Here is a 16,916-nt window from a genome sequence, read left to right on the forward strand (position 1 = left end):
AGCCACGGTCAGCCTCTCAATAGACGGCACAGAAACGGATCAATCACCACAATGTAAGGTCCGGATATGACCTTGCCGAGTTGACCGCGAGAGCGTCGGCAAAGGTAAAGGGAACACCTGTCGTATAAACTCGCCAATGAGGCGGAGAGTGGCGACCCGGCAATCGGTTCCGGCCCACCTCCGACCCCGCGCACAGACAGTGCCGTCCGCACCCCCCGTAGCACCTGTCTCGAAGTGAGAGGCGACTATGCCGCTGCATGTCTCCCCAGCCCCGGCGCCCGCGTTACGCAGCGTCCTCGCGGCCCTCGGTTCCCCCACCGCCGTCCGTGAGGCCCGTACCCCGGCCCTGCGCTCCGCACCGGGTCCGCTGACCGCCGAGCACCCGCTCCCCCTCCACGTCCTGGACCGCGTGTCGCCGCGCGGTGGACGGGCGGCGGCGCCGACCACTCGGCTCGCCGGCTGGCGTTTTCTGATCGTCGGCGAGGACCACGCCGTCGCCGCCGCCGAGGCGATGCTCACGCCCGACGGCTGGGCCTTCTCGCACTTCTGCGAGGGCCCGTACGTGGCCTCGACCGAGAACGCCCTGCGGCGCGCGGAGGCGCTGCCCGCCGCGTACCAGCCCAGACTGCTGTCCGTACCCGAGTTGTACATGCTCACCCTGTGGCTGCACCGCGACACGACCGCCGCGGTCGACGCCGGCAACCCGGAGCCGACCGACCTGCTGGTGCCGCTCGCCCCCGCGCCGCCCGGCATCGCGCCCAACCTGCCGCACCGGGTCTCCGACCTGTTGCCCATGCTGACACTCCGCATCACCCCCGGCCCCCTGCTGGGATCGCCCGCCTGACGCTACGGAACGAGCCCGTTGCGCCCCGCGACGCCCCAGGTCGCGGGGCGCGCGGCATCCTGCTCGCCAACGCGCGTTCCCCCCAAAGGACTAGTGCATGCCGACTACCAGGAACCACCCGTCGGGATGATGCGCCGCACGACAACCATCCCGACGGGTGACGCGTCTTCCACCAGAGAGAAGCGCTGCCGCTAAATGCCTGCGAAATCACGCCCGCAGGACAAGACTGAGACCAACCAACAGTTACGGGGGGCGGCAATGGATACCGCACCGAGCCGCAGGACAGCTACCACGTCACAGCGAAAGATTCCTTCCATGTGCCAGCACCAACCACCGTGCCCGACAGCCGAATCCGCTGACCGGGAGGCGGCCCACCTCGTGGCCCACCATCCCGAACAGGGCTGGAGCCTGCTGTGCAACGGGGTCCTGCTCTTCGAGGACACCGGGGAGCTGCTGCCGGACGGCCAGGTCATCGACCCGCACCGGCCGCTGAGCACCGAGCACGTCGTCACCGCCGCCTGACCCCGCCCGCGCCCCGCGGGCACCGACAGGCGAGCACACCGTCGCCGTACGGCAGGAGCCGCGAACGCGCGGTGGACCGTACGGCGGCGCACTCCAGCACCACGCGGGCACGAGCACCGCACACGCGGCACGAACGAGCACAGCACCAAGCACGCAGCACGAAACACCAGGGGCCGGCCCGGCGTCACCGCCGAACCGGCCCCCTCGCATGTCCGTCGTGCGTCAGTCGTGCGGACGCACCACGCCGGGCCGCCTAGCTCTCGTAGCTCTCCGGGGGCGGGCACGAGCAGACCAGGTTGCGGTCACCGAACGCGCCGTCCACCCGGCGCACCGGCGGCCAGTACTTGTCCGAGGCCGCCACGCCAGCCGGGAACACGGCCTCGTCCCTGCTGTACGGGTGGTCCCAGTCGCCACCGACCGTGGCCGCCGTGTGCGGGGCGTTGCGCAGCGGGTTGTCCTCGGCCGACCACTCGCCGGAGCCCACCTTGGCGATCTCCGCACGGATGGCGATCATCGCCTCACAGAAGCGGTCGAGCTCGGGCAGGTCCTCGCTCTCCGTCGGCTCGATCATGAGCGTGCCGGCGACCGGGAACGACATCGTCGGCGCGTGGAAGCCGTAGTCGATCAGCCGCTTGGCGACGTCGTCCACGGTGACGCCCGTCTCCTTGGTGAGCCCGCGCAGGTCGATGATGCACTCGTGCGCCACCAGCCCGGCCGGGCCGGTGTACAGCACCGGGTAGTGCGGTTCGAGCCGCTTGGCGATGTAGTTGGCGCTGAGCACCGCGACCTGGGTGGCGCGGCGCAGCCCCTCGCCACCCATCAGGCGCACGTACGCCCAGGAGATGGGCAGGATGCCGGCCGAACCCCAGGGCGCGGCGGAGACCGGGCCCACGCCGGTCTCGGGACCGGCCTCGGGCTGGAGCGGGTGGTTGGGCAGGAACGGCGCCAGGTGCGCCCGCACGCCGATCGGGCCCACGCCGGGGCCGCCGCCGCCGTGCGGGATGCAGAACGTCTTGTGCAGGTTCAGGTGCGAGACGTCGCCGCCGAAGCGGCCCGGCTTGGCCAGGCCGACCAGCGCGTTGAGGTTGGCGCCGTCCACGTACACCTGGCCGCCGGCGTCGTGCACCGCGGCGCAGATGTCGCTGATGTGCTCCTCGAACACGCCGTGCGTGGACGGGTAGGTGACCATGAGCACGGCCAACTCGTCGCCGTGCTTCTCGATCTTGGCGCGCAGGTCCGCCGCGTCGACCTCGCCGTCGTCGCCGGTCTTGACGACGACGACCTTCATGCCGGCCATCACGGCGCTCGCGGCGTTGGTGCCGTGCGCGGAGGAGGGGATGAGGCACACGGTGCGCTGCTCGTCGCCGTTGGCCCGGTGGTAGGCGCGCACGGCCAGCAGGCCGGCCAGCTCGCCCTGTGATCCGGCGTTGGGCTGGAGCGAGACCTTGTCGTAGCCGGTGACCTCGGCGAGCCGGTCCTCCAGCTCCCTGATCAGCGTGAGGTAGCCCTGCGCCTGCTCGATGGGCGCGAACGGGTGCAGTCCGCCGAACTCCGGCCAGGTCACCGGCTCCATCTCGGTGGTCGCGTTCAGCTTCATGGTGCAGGAGCCGAGCGGGATCATGCCGCGGTCCAGCGCGTAGTCGCGGTCGGCGAGCCTGCGCAGGTAGCGCAGCATCGCGGTCTCGGAGCGGTGCTGGTGGAAGACGGGGTGGGTGAGGTAGTCGCTGGTCCGCAGCAGCGACTGCGGCAGCGCGTCGGCCACGGCGGCGTCCAGCGCCTCCACGTCGGCGTTGACGCCGAACGCGCCCCACACGGCGGCGAGCTGCGCGCGACCTGTGGTCTCGTCACAGGCGATGCCGACCAGGTCGGCGTCGACGAGCCGCAGGTTGACGCCGGCCTCGCGCGCGGCGGCCACGACCTCGCCGGCCCGACCCGGAACCCGCGCGGTCAGCGTGTCGAAGTACGTCTCGTGTACGACCTCCACCCCGCCGGCCCGCAGCCCCTCGGCGAGCACGGTGGCGTAGCGGTGCGTACGGCGCGCGATGGCGGCCAGGCCCTGGGGGCCGTGGTAGACGGCGTACATGCCGGCCATCACGGCGAGCAGGACCTGCGCGGTGCAGATGTTGCTGGTGGCCTTCTCGCGCCGGATGTGCTGCTCACGGGTCTGCAGCGCCAGCCGGTACGCCTTGTTGCCGTCCGCGTCCACGGAGACGCCGACCAGTCGGCCCGGCAGGCTACGGGCGAACTTGTCGTCGACGGCCATGAACCCGGCGTGCGGGCCACCGAAGCCCAGCGGCACGCCGAAGCGCTGCGTGCTGCCGACAGCGATGTCGGCGCCGAGCTCGCCGGGCGAGGTCAGCAGCGTGAGGGCGAGCAGGTCGGCGGCGACCGTGACGACGGCGCCGAGCTCGTGGGCCCGCTCGATGACGGCGCGCGGGTCGCGCAGGGCGCCGGAGGCTCCGGGGTACTGGAGGAGGACGCCGAAGACGCCGCGCTCGGCGATCTCGTCCGGGATGCCGTCCGAGAGGTCGGCGACGACGACCTCGACGCCGGTCGGTTCGGCCCGGGTCTGGATGACGGCGATGGTCTGCGGCAGGCAGTCCGCGTCAACGAGGAAGACGCCCTGCTTGACCTTGCCGACCCGGCGGGCGAGCGCCATGGCCTCGGCGGCGGCGGTGCCCTCGTCCAGCAGGGAGGCGCTCGCCGTGGGCAGCCCGGACAGGTCGGACACCACGGTCTGGAAGTTCAGCAGCGCCTCGAGGCGGCCCTGCGAGATCTCGGGCTGGTACGGCGTGTACGCGGTGTACCAGGACGGGTTCTCCATCACGTTGCGCAGGATCACCGGCGGGGTGAACGTGCCGTGGTACCCGAGGCCGATCATGGGCGTGACGACCTCGTTGCGGTCGGCCAGCTCGCGCAACTCGGCGAGCACCTCCGCCTCGGTCCTGGCGTCGGGCAACCGCAACGACTCGGCGCTCCTGATCACGTCGGGCACGGCTGCCTCGGTCAGCTCGTCGAGCGAGCCGAAGCCGACCTGGGCGAGCATCTTGGCCTGCGCCTCGCGGTCGGGCCCGATGTGGCGCTCGTCGAAGGGCGTGCCGCGTTCCAACTCGGTCAGGGAGATGCGGTGTGCGGTCATCTACGGGGGCCTCCTGGTCAAGCGACCTTGGGGGGCACCAAGGCGCTGGTGCCCGTACGGCCTCCCCCTCTGTCATCTCAACCTGAGAGCTTCACCGGCTCGCGCAGCGATCCGGCTTTCACCGTCGGTGAGGAAGGGCTCCGGCATGTTGCCCGTGACCCGCCCTGCTTTCCAGAGTGACCTCGTCCGTACGGTACGTGTGCCTGAGAGATTCCGGGGAGGATTTGCTCCTTCGGCGCCCCCGCCAGCTTGCGACGGAGAGCTCTCCCGCACGGGGTCAACAGCCGTCTGCCAGCCTACCAGCGGCGATGTCGGCCAGCCCCTCAAGTGGCCGATGTGCGGGATCTGGCCTTACGTAGGTGTCATGGGGGCAGGCATGACCTTGTTGGAGGTGATGGACGGTGCACACGGACACCGACCCGCGGCAGTTGATAGGCCGCAAGGCGTTCGACCGCAACGGCACGAAGATCGGCACGGTGGACGAGGTCTATCTCGATGACGCGACGGGCGAACCCGAGTGGGCAGCCGTGCGCACCGGCTTGTTCGGGCGCGATGTCTTCGTCCCGCTGGAGCCGAGCGAGGTGGTCGACGAGACGCTGCGCATCCCGTTCGACCGCGCGTTGATCAAGGGCGCCCCCGACCTCGGTGTCGGCCGGCACCTCTCGCCCGAGCAGGAGGTCCAGCTCTACCGGCACTACGGGCTCGACACCTCGCGGCGCGACGGCCCCACCCCTCCCCCGGACACCGGGTTCGGACGCATCGCCGGCGCCGAGGAGAGGCCGCGCGGCTCAGCCCACGACGGCTGACCCGCCGGCGCCGGCCGCCACCTCGCCACCGGCCCCGACGTCCATGGCAGGGAGGCCGGCCGTCGGCGCCCCGGACGGTGTCTCCGGGCGTACCAACGGCAGGGGCTCGGCAGGGGTGAGGGCCGGATCGTCGACGGCGAACGTCCGCACGCGGCCCGGCGCCGACCAGGGCTGCTCGAACCGCACGGTCACCCGCCCCACGCCGCTGCCCTGCACCCAGCCCGGGCCGTACTCCGCGTGCACCACGTCGTGTCCCGGCAGCCAGTGTCGGGGAAGCTCGGCCGACGGCTCGGATATGGGGCTCAGTGGGGCGCTCTCCGCTCCCGGCGCCGGCCCGTGGTCTGGCGCTTCCGCAGCCTCCTCCTGGGCCCGCTGGGCCTCTTCCAGCGCCTCGCGCTCCATGGCGGCCTGGGCGAAGAGGTCCTCCTGCGTGTAGTCGGCCAGGCCGGTGACGCCGACGCCGAGGAGTCGCACGCCCTCGCTCGTCTCCACGCCGTCGATGAGCCGCCGCGCGGCCTCCCGCACCACCGAGGGGTCGTCCGTGGGCCCGCGCAGCGTCTCGGAGCGGGTCAGCGTCGAGAAGTCGTAGCGCCGGACCTTCACCACGACCGTGCGCCCCGACCTGCCCGCCTCCCGCAGCCGCTCCACGCACCGGTCCGCGAGCCGGGCCACCTCGAACTGCACCCGCGAGCGATCGGTGAGGTCCTCGTCGAACGTGTCCTCCACGGACACCGACTTGGTGTCCCGGTCGGCGACGACCGGACGCTCGTCCCGCCCGCTGGCCAGCGCGAACAGCGAGGCGCCGTGGGCCTTGCCGAGCAGCCGCACCAGCTCGGCCTCCCCGGCCTCCGCCGACTCCGCCACGGTGTGGATGCCGGCGCGCCGCAGCGCCTCGGCCGTCGCCGGCCCGACCCCGGGAATGGCCCGCACCGACATCGGCCCGAGCAGCGCCATCTCGGTGCCCGGCTCGATCACCACCAGGCCGTCGGGCTTGGCCTGCTCGGAGGCGATCTTGGCGAGCATCTTGGAGCCGGCGAGCCCGACCGATCCGGAGAGCCCGGTCGCGGCGGCGATGTCGCGGCGCAGCCGCTCCCCCACCGCGCGGGCCGCCTCCAAGCGGGGCTCCACGCCGCCGGCCTCGAGATCGACGAACGCCTCGTCCAGACTGAGCGGCTCCACCAGCGGCGACAGTCTTGCCAACAGACCCATCACCACGTCGCTGACCTGCCGGTACAGCGAGAAGCGCGGCGTGAGGTAGGCGGCGTTGGGGCACAGCCGGCGGGCCTGCGCCATGGCCATGGCCGAGTGCACCCCGAAGACCCGCGCCTCGTACGAGGCCGTGGAGACGACGCCGCGCGGCCCAAGCCCCCCGACGATCACCGGTTTCCCACGCAAGCTGGGCTTGGCTGCCTGCTCCGCCGCAGCGTAGAAGGCATCCATGTCCAGATGCAGGATTGTTGGCGCACCCCTCACACCACGATAGTGCCGTACGCCACTGACAATCGGGCTCAGACCGCGCGGTTGCGCCGCCTGGCCAGCTCGTCCCCGGGGTGGTGGCGGGTCAGCGTCTCGCCGGTGTCCACGCGCTCCCCGTGCAACTGGGACAGCGCCGCCTCCACGTCCCGCCACACCACGCCGACGGCGATGCCGAAGACGCCCTGGCCGCCCTGGAGCAGGTCCACGACCTCGTCCGGCGACGTGCACTCGTACACCGTCGCCCCGTCGCTCATCAGGGTCATCTGCGCCAGGTCGGCGACCTCACGCAGCCCCAGGTGACGCACCGCGGTACGGATGTTCTGGAGCGAGACTCCGGTGTCGAGGAGCCGCTTGACGATCTTGAGGACGACCACGTCCCGGAAGCTGTAGAGGCGCTGGTTGCCGGAGCCGTGAGCCGGCCGCACGCTCGGCTCCACGAGTCCGGTGCGCGCCCAGTAGTCGAGCTGTCGGTAGGTGATGCCCGCGGCGGCGCACGCCGTGGGTCCGCGGTAGCCGACGTCGTCGGACGCGGGCTCCTCGGGAGCCGTGGCGCGTGTCGCGACCGGCTGCCCGGGCGCCGACCCGGCCCCGCCTCCAGGAAGCGGATACGGACCGCCTGCCGCCGTGCCCTCGCCGGTGCTTCTCACGCCGACCTCCGTCCTTGACCTGCCTTCTCGACGGTAGGCAGTCACTCGGGGTGCGTCAACGATCGCCACACTCGGCACGCCGAGTGATAATCACCCTGGGAGTGGTTTACCACGACGCTTCGCCGGGAACGGCTGGCCGAATGCCCACCGCGACCACCGTCAGCGACTCACTGGCTGTTGGTGTCGAAGTCTTCCGGAGAGATCTGGTCGAGGAACTCGCGGAACTTCTCCACCTCGTCCTCCTGCTCGTCCGGGATGGCGATGCCCGCGTCGTCCAACACACCGTCGCTGCCGTAGATCGGCGTTCCGGTGCGCAGCGCCAGCGCTATGGCGTCCGACGGCCGAGCGCTGACCTCTACCCCGCTGGCGAACACCAGCTCCGCGTAGAAGACGCCCTCCCGCAGGTCGGTGATCCGGACCTCGGTGAGTTCCTGCCCCACCGCCTCCAGCACGTCCTTGAAAAGGTCATGGGTCAGCGGTCGCGCGGGGGCCATGCCCTGCTGCGCGAAGGCGATGGCCGTCGCCTCTCCCGGCCCAATCCAGATGGGCAGGTACCGGTCGCCTCCCACTTCACGGAGAAGCACGATCGGCTGGTTGGAAGGCATTTCCACCCGGACACCCACGACGTCGAGCTCATTCACACAGCAACCCTAGGACCTGGTCGACCGGTTTGGGTAGTCGGGCACCGCGGCACTCAGTGCAACCTGACCCGCAGCGCGGCTTCCACGAGCGCCGCGTGCAGCCGTACGGACAGCCCGGCGAGCTCCCGGGCGGTGGCCTCCGCATGGGCTCTGGTCTGCGGGTTTCGATGCCGACGCAGGGGTGCGACGAGCTGCTCGACGAGGCCGGCCTCCCGATCGGCGGCGGCCTTGATCGCCCGAAGATGGCGCGGTTCGAGACCAGCCCTGCCGAGATCGGCGATGAGCTTGGCCACGGCAACCGCGCCAACGTCGTATCCGCCGTCCGAGGCGGGGCTGAGCAGCCCGTAGGACTCCCACTCGGCCAGTTCCGCCTCACCCACCTCGGCGGCGGCCAGCAGCTCCGCACGGCCCACCCTGGTCGCCGTCGGCTCGTCCACCGCCGGCGGCTCCCCGTCGAGCAGGTCGCGGGGCTGGGCGGGGGCGGGCAGCGGCACCTGTTCGCCGCGCTCCAGGGCGTCCAGGTGCTCCCGGATGACCTTGAGCGGCAGGTAGTGGTCGCGCTGCGTGCGCAGCACGTACGCGAGCCGCTCCACGTCCGCCCGGGAGAACTTCCGGTAGCCCGAGGGAGTGCGCTGGGGCTCGACCAGCCCCTCGGCCTCGAGAAAGCGGATCTTCGAGATCGTGACCTCGGGGAACTCGTCCCGAAGCAGGTTCAGCACGGCCCCGATGCTCAGCAGCCGGCCGTCCGCGGGGGCGGTGCCGTGTCCGGCACCGCCCGACGGTGAGTGACGCATGAACCTCCCTCGGCTCCCCTGGTCGCTCAGATGCCGAATCCTCGCTGGCTGGCGTAGAAGACCAGCCGGTACTTACCGATCTGCACCTCGTCGCCGTTGTTGAGCACCAGGGCGTCGATCCGCTCACGGTTGACGTAGGTGCCGTTGAGGCTGCCGACGTCGGCGACCGAGAAGCCGCCGTCCGGGCCTCGGCGGAACTCCACGTGCCGGCGCGAGACGGTGACGTCGTCGAGGAAGATGTCGCTGTTCGGGTGACGACCGGCCGTCGTCAGCTCGCTGTCCAGCAGGAAGCGGCTCCCCGAGTTCGGGCCGCGCCGGACGACCAGCAGCGCCGACCCCGCCGGCAGCGCGTCCACCGCGGCCTGGGCCTCCGGCGTCAGCGACGGCAGCGGCGTCTGGCCGGTCGTCTCGGAGTCGTACGCCTCAAGGCCCGAGATCGAGATGGTGGACGTCGTCTCCGAGGCGCGCTCGGGCGTCGCTCCGGCCCGCAGCGGCGTGCCGCAGTTGGAGCAGAACTTGCTCGTGGCGCTGGCCTGGTGCCCGCACCTGGGGCAAACAGGCACCCCGGACCCTCCGCCCGTACTCGAGCTTGATCGTTCCCCGAAACCTATGGGGCCTGCTCCGGCAGGGTCAACAGACGACGCGCCGTGGCCACCGGGCTGGCCACCGACCTGGTCCCGGAACAGCGGGCGCTCCTCCTGAGCCCCGCCTCCTTCGGCAGCGCGCCCTCGATGGCGAGCGGTGCCACCCTCCGGGCGTGCACTCTTGCCGAACAACTTCGCAAACAACTTCACGGGCGATTCCCCTTGACTGAAACAGACCCGCCCGTGGGGCAGGACAAACCCTCGATGCACACACCGGCTGACCCGGACACCCTCACAACGTCCGTGACCATCAGACAGTTTCCCTTACGCACCCCGTATCTGGTGCGCCGACCCCCCGCTGGCTTCCGCCCGCGGCACGGGGCCCCCATATGTCCCCCGCTCCTCACGATGACGACCGAGCGTAGTCAGGCCGCTTCGCCGATCGCAAGGCGTCCACGACGATCTTCTCGTGCCGCTTGATTGACACGTTCGCGCGCTCCTTCTCCAGAGTCTGTACCACCCCACCAGGAATGTTGAGCGCGGGCTCAAGATCCTCGGGCTTGCCGATGACGGTGAACTCGTAGGGCTGGCTCACCTCGTGGCCGTCGATCTCGACGCCCTTGCCCCCGTCGGCGAAGTACGTGTTGGCCACCACCCGCACCTCGTTGATCTGGATGGCCTCCGCGCCGGCCGCGCGCAGCTCCTGGATCGCGTCGAGCAGCATGTCGGCCTCCACCGCGCCACGCGTGTCGTCTATGCGCAGCGTGATACCGGGACCCTGCGCCGCAACCGTACCCGCGAGCACACCCAGTTGCTGCTCCTTCGCCTTGGTCTGCTTACGCGCCTCCTCGGCCTGGTCCGAGCTGTTCTCCAGCTCGGTGCGCTGGCCGACGAGGCGCTGCTTCTCGTCCTCAAGACGTTGGGTGCGGTCGTCGAGTTCATCCAGGATGCGCACCAGATCCTCCTGGCGTGCCCCGCGCAGCACACTGCTCTCGTTGGTCGAGCGCACCTGAATGGCCAGGCCGAGCCCGAGCACGCACAGCAGCAGGGCCACGGTGAGCTGCGGGCGGGTCACGCGCGGCGGCCACAGACTCGCCAGCAGCCGCCTACGGCCCGTCATCGATCCGTCGGGCACGGGAGGTTCGGGAAGCGGCTGGCGGTGCGCCGACACCCGGGGTACGGGGCGCTCGGCGGGCAGCTCGCGACGCAGCCCGCCGAAGCGGTAGCCGTGTCCCGTGCCGTCGCCCGGGTCCGCCTTCTCCGGCGGCTGCTCCGCGGCCCCGTCACCCCTCGGGGCGGCCGGCCGCGCGGGCTCCTGGTCCGCCGGGCCGGAGCGCGGTGGCTCGGGCCGGTCGGGGGTCTCGTCGTTGGACATCGCGCTCACGCCCTGAAGATGTGCCGCCGGATCGCGGCCGCGTTGGAGAAGATGCGGATACCGAGCACCACCACGACACCGGTGGAGAGCTGCGCGCCGACGCCCAGCTTGTCGCCCAGGAAGACGATCAGGGCGGCCACCACGACGTTGGACAGGAACGAGACGACGAAGACCTTGTCGTCGAAGATTCCGTCGAGCATGGCGCGAAAGCCACCGAAGACCGCGTCCAGTGCGGCGACGACGGCGATCGGCAGGTAGGGCTCAACCGCGTTGGGTACCACGGGGCGGACCACAAGTCCGACCACGACTCCCACGACGAGGCCCAGTACGGCGATCAAGATGTGCCCTTTCCTGTGTCGGTGTCGTTCGTGTTCGCGGCACCGGCATGTGGTTGCGCGCTGCGCACGATCAGGCTCGGAGCGACCGGAAGACGCGCCTCGTCCTGGACGGAGGTCCGCACGCGAATGTCGTAGTTCTCCTGCAGCACCGTGAGGTACTGGCCGTCCGCGCTGTCCTCGAAGGCCGTGCGCAGCCGCTCTCCGTCGCCCACCGCGAGCACCGTATACGGCGGCACGAGTGGCCTGTTGTCCACCAGTATGGCGTCCCCCGCGGCCCTGATCGCCGAAAGGGCCGTCAGCCGCTGGCCGTTGACCGCTATGGCTTCCGCCCCGGACTGCCACAGCCCGTTGATGACGCGCTGCATGTCCCGGTCCCGCACCCGTCCGGTGTCGGAGAAGCCGCTGCCCTCGCGCGGTCCGCCACCCCCGCCGCCGGCACCCTTCGCGTCGTCGATGACCAACTTGACCGCGGGGCCCCGCACCTCGGTCGCGCCGGCGAGCAGGGCCACCAGTTCGCCCCTGTCCCCGCCGTGTTCCTTCAGCGCCTCGCGCTGCCGCTCGCCGACGTCGTCGCGCAGCGCGTCGACGTCGTCCTCCAGGGCGTCGGCGGCCGAGGTCTCCGACTCGATCCGGTCGATCAGCTCCTGGCGCTCCTTGGCCACGGTGGGCGCCGCTATCCGCGTCTCGGCCGCGCCGATGGTCACCACGACAGTGGTGAGGATCAGCCCGACCGCCAGCCACGCCTTGGCGCTCGCCGTACGCGGCAGCCCCTGCTTCCCCTCGGCCTCGCGCCGGGCCGCCGCCTCGGCGTACCCGTCGTCGAGGCTGTGCTCCATCACGTTGGTCAGCAGCGACATGGAGGCGTCGGGACGCGGGCGCTGGGACGCGGTGCTCCGAATGGGGGGCGGCTGCGGCATGCCGCACATCGTCGCACGTCGGGAGCGCCGCCACCCAATGGCCCCACCGGCGTGCCGGACAGCGGCGCGGGCGCCAACGGCCCGCCGTGAGCAAGCCGTAGGAGACCCGCGCGGGTCCGGTCGGGCGCCGCGCGAGCGCCACGTACCGGACCCGGCGGGCCCCTCGGATCAGCGACCCGCGGTGTCCACGACGTGCGCCCACTCGTCGAGGAGGGCCTCGGCGGACGCGTCGTCCGGGCCTTCCGCCCACAGATGGGTGACGGCCTCGGCCGGGTCGGGCAGCACCATGACCCAGCGCCCGTCGGCCTCCACGACCCGCACCCCGTCCGTGGTGTCCACCGAACGATCTCCGGCGGCTTCCACGACCGTACGCATCACCAGCCCCTTGACGGCCCACGGCGTGGCCAGATCACGCCGGAGCACATGGGCCCGCGGGATGCGGGCGTCGATCTGGCTCAGCGTCAACTGAGTGCGTGCCACCAGACCGATGAGCCGCACGAACGCGGCCGTTCCGTCGAAGACGCTGCTGAACTCGGGAATGATGTACCCGCCACGCCCGTCACCACCGAAAATGGTGGTCTCGGCGCGCCCCACCCGGGTGAGGTCGTCGGGCGAGGTGGTCGTCCAGTCCACCTGCGTGCCGTGGTACGCGGCGACCTGCTCCGCGATCCGCGTCGTGGTCACGGGCATCGCGACCCGGCCGCTCCGCCGCTCGGCCGCGACCAGGTCGAGCATGACCAGGAGCGCCCGGTCGTCCTCGATGATGCGACCGCGCTCGTCCACCAGCGAGAGCCGCTCACCGACGGGATCGAAGCGGACACCGAAGGCCGCGCGCGCCGAGGCGACGATCTCGCCGAGGCGTACCAGCCCCGCCCGGCGGGCGTCAGCGGTCTCGGTGGGGCGCGACTCGTCGAGGCCCGGGTTGATGGTGAGCGCGTCCACCCCGAGCTTGCCGAGGAGGCTGGGCAGGACCAGCCCGGCGCTGCCGTTGGACGCGTCGACCACGACCTTCAGACCGGCCTCGGCCACACCGGTGGTGTCCACCGCGCGCAGCAGCGATCCGGTGTACGAGTCGAAGACGCTCGCGGGAAAGCGCAGGTCACCGATCTCGCCGGGGAAGGCGCGCCGGTATTCCTGGCGGGCGTACACCCGGTCCAGCTTCCGCTGGGCGGCCTGCGACAGGTCCGCGCCCCGCTCGTCGATGAACATGATGTCCACCGAGTCGGGCACGCCCGGCGTCGTACGGATCATGATCCCGCCGGCACTGCCGCGGGCGGTCTGTTGGCGTGCCACGGGAAGCGGCACGTTCTCCAGGTCGCGTACGTCGATGGCGCTGGCCTGGAGCGCGGAGATGACCGCGCGCTTGAGGGCCCGCGCGCCACGGGAGTGGTCGCGCGCGGTGGTGACGGTGGAGCCCTTCTTGAGCGTCGTCGCGTACGCCCCCGCCAGCCGTACGGCCAGCTCCGGGGTGATCTCCACGTTGAGGATCCCCGAGACGCCGCGCGCACCAAACAGATGCGCCTGCCCGCGGGATTCCCAGATCACCGAGGTGTTGACGAACGCGCCGGCCTCGATCGTCTTGAACGGGTAGACGCGTACGTTCCCCTGGACAATCGATTCCTCACCGATCAGGCACTCATCACCGATCACCGCCCCGTCCTCTATGCGGGCGGCCCGCATGATGTCGGTGTTCTTGCCGATGACGCAGCCCCGCAGATTGCACTGCTGCCCCACGTACACGTTGTCGTGCACGACGGTCTTGTGCAGGAAGGCGCCGCTCTTGACGACGACGTTGGACCCGACGACGGTGTGTTCTCTGATCTCCGCGCCGGCCTCGACCTTGGCGTAGTCGCCGATGTAGAGGGGCCCGCGCAGGACGGCGTCGGGGTGGACGTCGGCGCCCTCGGCGACCCATACGCCGGGCGAGATCTCGAAGCCGTCGACCTCGACGTCGACCTTGCCCTCCAGAACGTCGGCCTGAGCCTTCACATAGCTCTCGTGCGTGCCCACGTCCTCCCAGTAGCCCTCGGCGACGTAGCCGTAGATGGGCTTGCCTTCCTTCATGAGCTGCGGGAAGACGTCTCCGGACCAGTCGACGGAGGTGTCGGCCTCGACGTAGTCGAAGACCTCGGGCTCCATGACGTAGATGCCGGTGTTCACCGTGTCGGAAAAGACCTGGCCCCAGGTGGGCTTTTCCAGGAACCGTTCGACTCGGCCGTCCTCGTCGACGATGGTGATGCCGAACTCCAGCGGGTTGGGGACCCGCGTGAGGCAGACCGTGACGAGTGCGCCCTTTTCCTTGTGGAAGTTGATCAGCTCGGTCAGGTCGAAATCGGTGAGCGCGTCGCCTGAGATGACGAGAAACGCATCGTCCTTCAGCGCCTCTTCCGCGTTCTTCACGCTTCCCGCGGTACCGAGCGGCTTCTCTTCGTTGGCATAGGTGAGTTCCATGCCGAGTTCTTCGCCGTCACCGAAGTAGTTCCGCACCAGCGAGGCGAGGAACTGGACGGTCACGACGGTCTCATTAAGACCATGCCGCTTGAGCAAACGCAGCACATGCTCCATGATCGGCCGATTGGCCACCGGCAGCAATGGCTTGGGCATGCTAGAAGTCATCGGCCGAAGGCGAGTTCCCTCGCCACCGGCCATCACGACGGCCTTCATGTCGGAAGCGTCCTCCTTGAAGAGACGACGGTCAGGCCGACCTCGCCCGTCCAGATGGGGCCACTGGAGTTCACGTCAGGGCAACTCGGCCCTACAGGGCTGGCGCATCAGCGGGCTCAGCCGGCCGCGGCGTCCGCCCTGACAAGACGGCGGACCTGAACCACATAGAGGACTCCTGCCCACCAGTAGAGGGTCGTACCCCATCCTGCGAACGCCCATCCGAAAATAGCAGCGAACGTCGCCAGCCAGCCACTTCCATCGCTCAGAAGGAGGAGCGGGAATGCGTACATGAGGTTGAAGGTGGCGGCCTTGCCGAGGAAGTTCACCTGGGGCGGCGGATAGCCGTGCCGGCGCAGGATGCCGACCATCACCAGGAGCACGAGTTCACGAGCCAGAAGTACGACGGTCAACCACAACGGCAGGATTTCCCGCCAGGTGAGGCCGACGAGGGTCGAGAGGATATAGAGCCGGTCGGCGGCGGGGTCGAGAAGCCGGCCGAGGCTGCTGATCTGGTTCCAGCGGCGAGCGAGCTTGCCGTCGAGGTAGTCGCTGACGCCGCTGAACGCGAGAACCAGCAGCGCCCAGCCATCAGCCTTGGGGCCGCCGAACTCGGGCAACAGGATGAGCCACAGGAACAGCGGAACGCCAACGAGGCGTGCCATGCTGAGGATGTTCGGGATGGTGAGCACGCGGTCGGTTTGGACGCGCGTCTCCTGGACCTCCACCCGGGGGCCTCCTGTGGATACGTGCCAATGATGCCCCCCGACTTTACCCGCCCCAGCAGGCACCACACGCACAGGGGTCTGCGCGACGCCTTCCCACACCGGCCGGCGTCTCCTACTCCTGGGGCGTTTCCCTCAGGCGGCAGGGCTGTTCCGGTGACACGGGCGAGGCATACGCGAAATAGATGCTGAAACGCAGAAGAGCCTTGTCACGGATCGAAATCCGTCACAAGGCTCTTCTCAAAAGGAGTTCGGCGGCGTCCTACTCTCCCACAGGGTCCCCCCTGCAGTACCATCGGCGCTGAAAGGCTTAGCTTCCGGGTTCGGAATGTAACCGGGCGTTTCCCTAACGCAATAACCACCGAAACACTATGAAACAAACAACCGGACAATGACACAGTCGTTATTTCAGAACCAACACAGTGAACGCGAGCAACTGAGGACAAGCCCTCGGCCTATTAGTACCAGTCAACTCCACCCCTTACGAGGCTTCCATATCTGGCCTATCAACCCAGTCGTCTACTGGGAGCCTTACCCCATCAAGTGGGTGGGAGCCCTCATCTCGAAGCAGGCTTCCCGCTTAGATGCTTTCAGCGGTTATCCCTCCCGAACGTAGCCAACCAGCCATGCCCTTGGCAGGACAACTGGCACACCAGAGGTTCGTCCGTCCCGGTCCTCTCGTACTAGGGACAGCCCTTCTCAAGACTCCTACGCGCACAGCGGATAGGGACCGAACTGTCTCACGACGTTCTAAACCCAGCTCGCGTACCGCTTTAATGGGCGAACAGCCCAACCCTTGGGACCGACTCCAGCCCCAGGATGCGACGAGCCGACATCGAGGTGCCAAACCATCCCGTCGATATGGACTCTTGGGGAAGATCAGCCTGTTATCCCCGGGGTACCTTTTATCCGTTGAGCGACGGCGCTTCCACAAGCCACCGCCGGATCACTAGTCCCGACTTTCGTCCCTGCTCGACCCGTCAGTCTCACAGTCAAGCTCCCTTGTGCACTTACACTCAACACCTGATTGCCAACCAGGCTGAGGGAACCTTTGGGCGCCTCCGTTACCCTTTAGGAGGCAACCGCCCCAGTTAAACTACCCACCAGACACTGTCCCTGATCCGGATCACGGACCCAGGTTAGACATCCAGCACGACCAGAGTGGTATTTCAACAACGACTCCACACACACTGGCGTGCATGCTTCACAGTCTCCCACCTATCCTACACAAGCCGAACCGAACACCAATATCAAGCTATAGTAAAGGTCCCGGGGTCTTTCCGTCCTGCTGCGCGAAACGAGCATCTTTACTCGTAATGCAATTTCACCGGGCCTATGGTTGAGACAGTCGAGAAGTCGTTACGCCATTCGTGCAGGTCGGAACTTACCCGACAAGGAATTTCGCTACCTTAGGATGGTTATAGTTACCACCGCCGTTTACTGGCGC

14 protein-coding genes, 2 rRNA genes and 1 riboswitch (1 of these 17 running past the window's edge) are annotated in these 16,916 nt (G+C 69.3%); of the genes, 3 read left to right on the plus strand and 13 right to left on the minus strand.

Translation table 11 applies throughout. From position 1 onward, the window contains the following. The first annotated feature begins 247 nt into the window (after nt 1-247). Together AC3CHW_RS02015 and AC3CHW_RS02020 are read left to right on the plus strand one after the other, a co-directional pair. Complete coding sequence (locus AC3CHW_RS02015) at nt 248-844, plus strand: hypothetical protein (protein ID WP_398610718.1); 597 nt, start codon at nt 248-250, stop codon at nt 842-844. A gap of 315 nt (nt 845-1,159) precedes the next feature. Continuing rightward, a complete protein-coding gene (locus AC3CHW_RS02020) occupies nt 1,160-1,366 on the plus strand; it encodes a DUF5999 family protein (protein ID WP_222624040.1) in 207 nt (68 codons plus the stop codon). Between the two features lie 253 nt (nt 1,367-1,619). Here the strand turns inward: AC3CHW_RS02020 and gcvP are convergent, their stop codons facing one another. Continuing rightward, complete coding sequence (gcvP, locus tag AC3CHW_RS02025; RefSeq protein ID WP_488469346.1) at nt 1,620-4,505, minus strand: aminomethyl-transferring glycine dehydrogenase; 2,886 nt, start codon at nt 4,503-4,505, stop codon at nt 1,620-1,622. Nucleotides 4,506-4,686: 181 nt separating this feature from the next. Next, nucleotides 4,687-4,785: riboswitch (glycine riboswitch) on the minus strand. A 121-nt stretch (nt 4,786-4,906) separates the two neighbouring features. Here gcvP and AC3CHW_RS02030 point away from each other — a divergent pair. Continuing rightward, nucleotides 4,907-5,311 carry a PRC-barrel domain-containing protein gene (locus AC3CHW_RS02030; RefSeq protein ID WP_459246250.1) on the plus strand — a complete coding sequence of 135 codons (405 nt, stop codon included), beginning with the start codon at nt 4,907-4,909 and terminating at the stop codon, nt 5,309-5,311. Here the strand turns inward: AC3CHW_RS02030 and AC3CHW_RS02035 are convergent. The 12 genes from AC3CHW_RS02035 to AC3CHW_RS02090 all read right to left on the minus strand — a co-directional run. Beyond that, the gene (locus AC3CHW_RS02035; protein WP_488469347.1) at nt 5,294-6,784 is read right to left on the minus strand and encodes a DNA polymerase IV; all 1,491 of its coding nucleotides are present in this window, start codon (nt 6,782-6,784) and stop codon (nt 5,294-5,296) included. The genes AC3CHW_RS02030 and AC3CHW_RS02035 overlap by 18 nt on opposite strands. 35 nt (nt 6,785-6,819) lie before the next feature. Beyond that, complete coding sequence (locus AC3CHW_RS02040; RefSeq protein WP_176165420.1) at nt 6,820-7,434, minus strand: MerR family transcriptional regulator; 615 nt, start codon at nt 7,432-7,434, stop codon at nt 6,820-6,822. A gap of 167 nt (nt 7,435-7,601) precedes the next feature. Continuing rightward, the gene (locus AC3CHW_RS02045; protein WP_014044725.1) at nt 7,602-8,075 is read right to left on the minus strand and encodes a bifunctional nuclease family protein; all 474 of its coding nucleotides are present in this window, start codon (nt 8,073-8,075) and stop codon (nt 7,602-7,604) included. 53 nt (nt 8,076-8,128) lie between these two features. Continuing rightward, nucleotides 8,129-8,869, minus strand: a complete 741-nt coding sequence (ftsR, locus tag AC3CHW_RS02050; protein WP_176165419.1) for a transcriptional regulator FtsR — start codon at nt 8,867-8,869, stop codon at nt 8,129-8,131. Nucleotides 8,870-8,895: 26 nt separating this feature from the next. After that, complete coding sequence (locus AC3CHW_RS02055; RefSeq protein ID WP_398612321.1) at nt 8,896-9,723, minus strand: FHA domain-containing protein; 828 nt, start codon at nt 9,721-9,723, stop codon at nt 8,896-8,898. A gap of 133 nt (nt 9,724-9,856) precedes the next feature. Further along, nucleotides 9,857-10,828, minus strand: coding sequence for a DUF881 domain-containing protein (locus AC3CHW_RS02060; protein ID WP_488470938.1), 972 nt, complete (start codon nt 10,826-10,828; stop codon nt 9,857-9,859). Nucleotides 10,829-10,833: 5 nt separating this feature from the next. Further along, nucleotides 10,834-11,166, minus strand: a complete 333-nt coding sequence (locus tag AC3CHW_RS02065; RefSeq protein ID WP_176165418.1) for a small basic family protein — start codon at nt 11,164-11,166, stop codon at nt 10,834-10,836. Further along, nucleotides 11,163-12,083, minus strand: a complete 921-nt coding sequence (locus AC3CHW_RS02070) for a DUF881 domain-containing protein (RefSeq protein WP_488469348.1) — start codon at nt 12,081-12,083, stop codon at nt 11,163-11,165. The genes AC3CHW_RS02065 and AC3CHW_RS02070 overlap by 4 nt, the downstream gene beginning before the upstream one ends. Before the next feature lie 168 nt (nt 12,084-12,251). Continuing rightward, nucleotides 12,252-14,747, minus strand: a complete 2,496-nt coding sequence (locus AC3CHW_RS02075) for a mannose-1-phosphate guanyltransferase (RefSeq protein WP_187064352.1) — start codon at nt 14,745-14,747, stop codon at nt 12,252-12,254. Between the two features lie 116 nt (nt 14,748-14,863). Next, nucleotides 14,864-15,472 carry a cardiolipin synthase ClsA gene (gene clsA, locus AC3CHW_RS02080; RefSeq protein WP_176165415.1) on the minus strand — a complete coding sequence of 203 codons (609 nt, stop codon included), beginning with the start codon at nt 15,470-15,472 and terminating at the stop codon, nt 14,864-14,866. A 246-nt stretch (nt 15,473-15,718) separates the two neighbouring features. Then, nucleotides 15,719-15,835, minus strand: a 5S ribosomal RNA gene (gene rrf / locus AC3CHW_RS02085). A gap of 72 nt (nt 15,836-15,907) precedes the next feature. Continuing rightward, a 23S ribosomal RNA gene (locus AC3CHW_RS02090) occupies nt 15,908-16,916 on the minus strand; it runs 2,114 nt beyond the window's last position.

This window comes from Streptomyces sp. MGP-BFMKR1, from assembly GCF_057766585.1.

Coding starts and splice junctions, on each gene's coding strand:
- AC3CHW_RS02015 (WP_398610718.1), top strand. CDS start 248: ATGCCGCTGCATGTCTCCCCAGCCCCGGCGCCCGCGTTACGCAGCGTC.
- AC3CHW_RS02020 (WP_222624040.1), top strand. CDS start 1,160: ATGTGCCAGCACCAACCACCGTGCCCGACAGCCGAATCCGCTGACCGG.
- gcvP (WP_488469346.1), bottom strand. CDS start 4,505: ATGACCGCACACCGCATCTCCCTGACCGAGTTGGAACGCGGCACGCCC.
- ftsR (WP_176165419.1), bottom strand. CDS start 8,869: ATGCGTCACTCACCGTCGGGCGGTGCCGGACACGGCACCGCCCCCGCG.
- AC3CHW_RS02060 (WP_488470938.1), bottom strand. CDS start 10,828: ATGTCCAACGACGAGACCCCCGACCGGCCCGAGCCACCGCGCTCCGGC.
- AC3CHW_RS02070 (WP_488469348.1), bottom strand. CDS start 12,083: ATGCCGCAGCCGCCCCCCATTCGGAGCACCGCGTCCCAGCGCCCGCGT.
- AC3CHW_RS02075 (WP_187064352.1), bottom strand. CDS start 14,747: ATGAAGGCCGTCGTGATGGCCGGTGGCGAGGGAACTCGCCTTCGGCCG.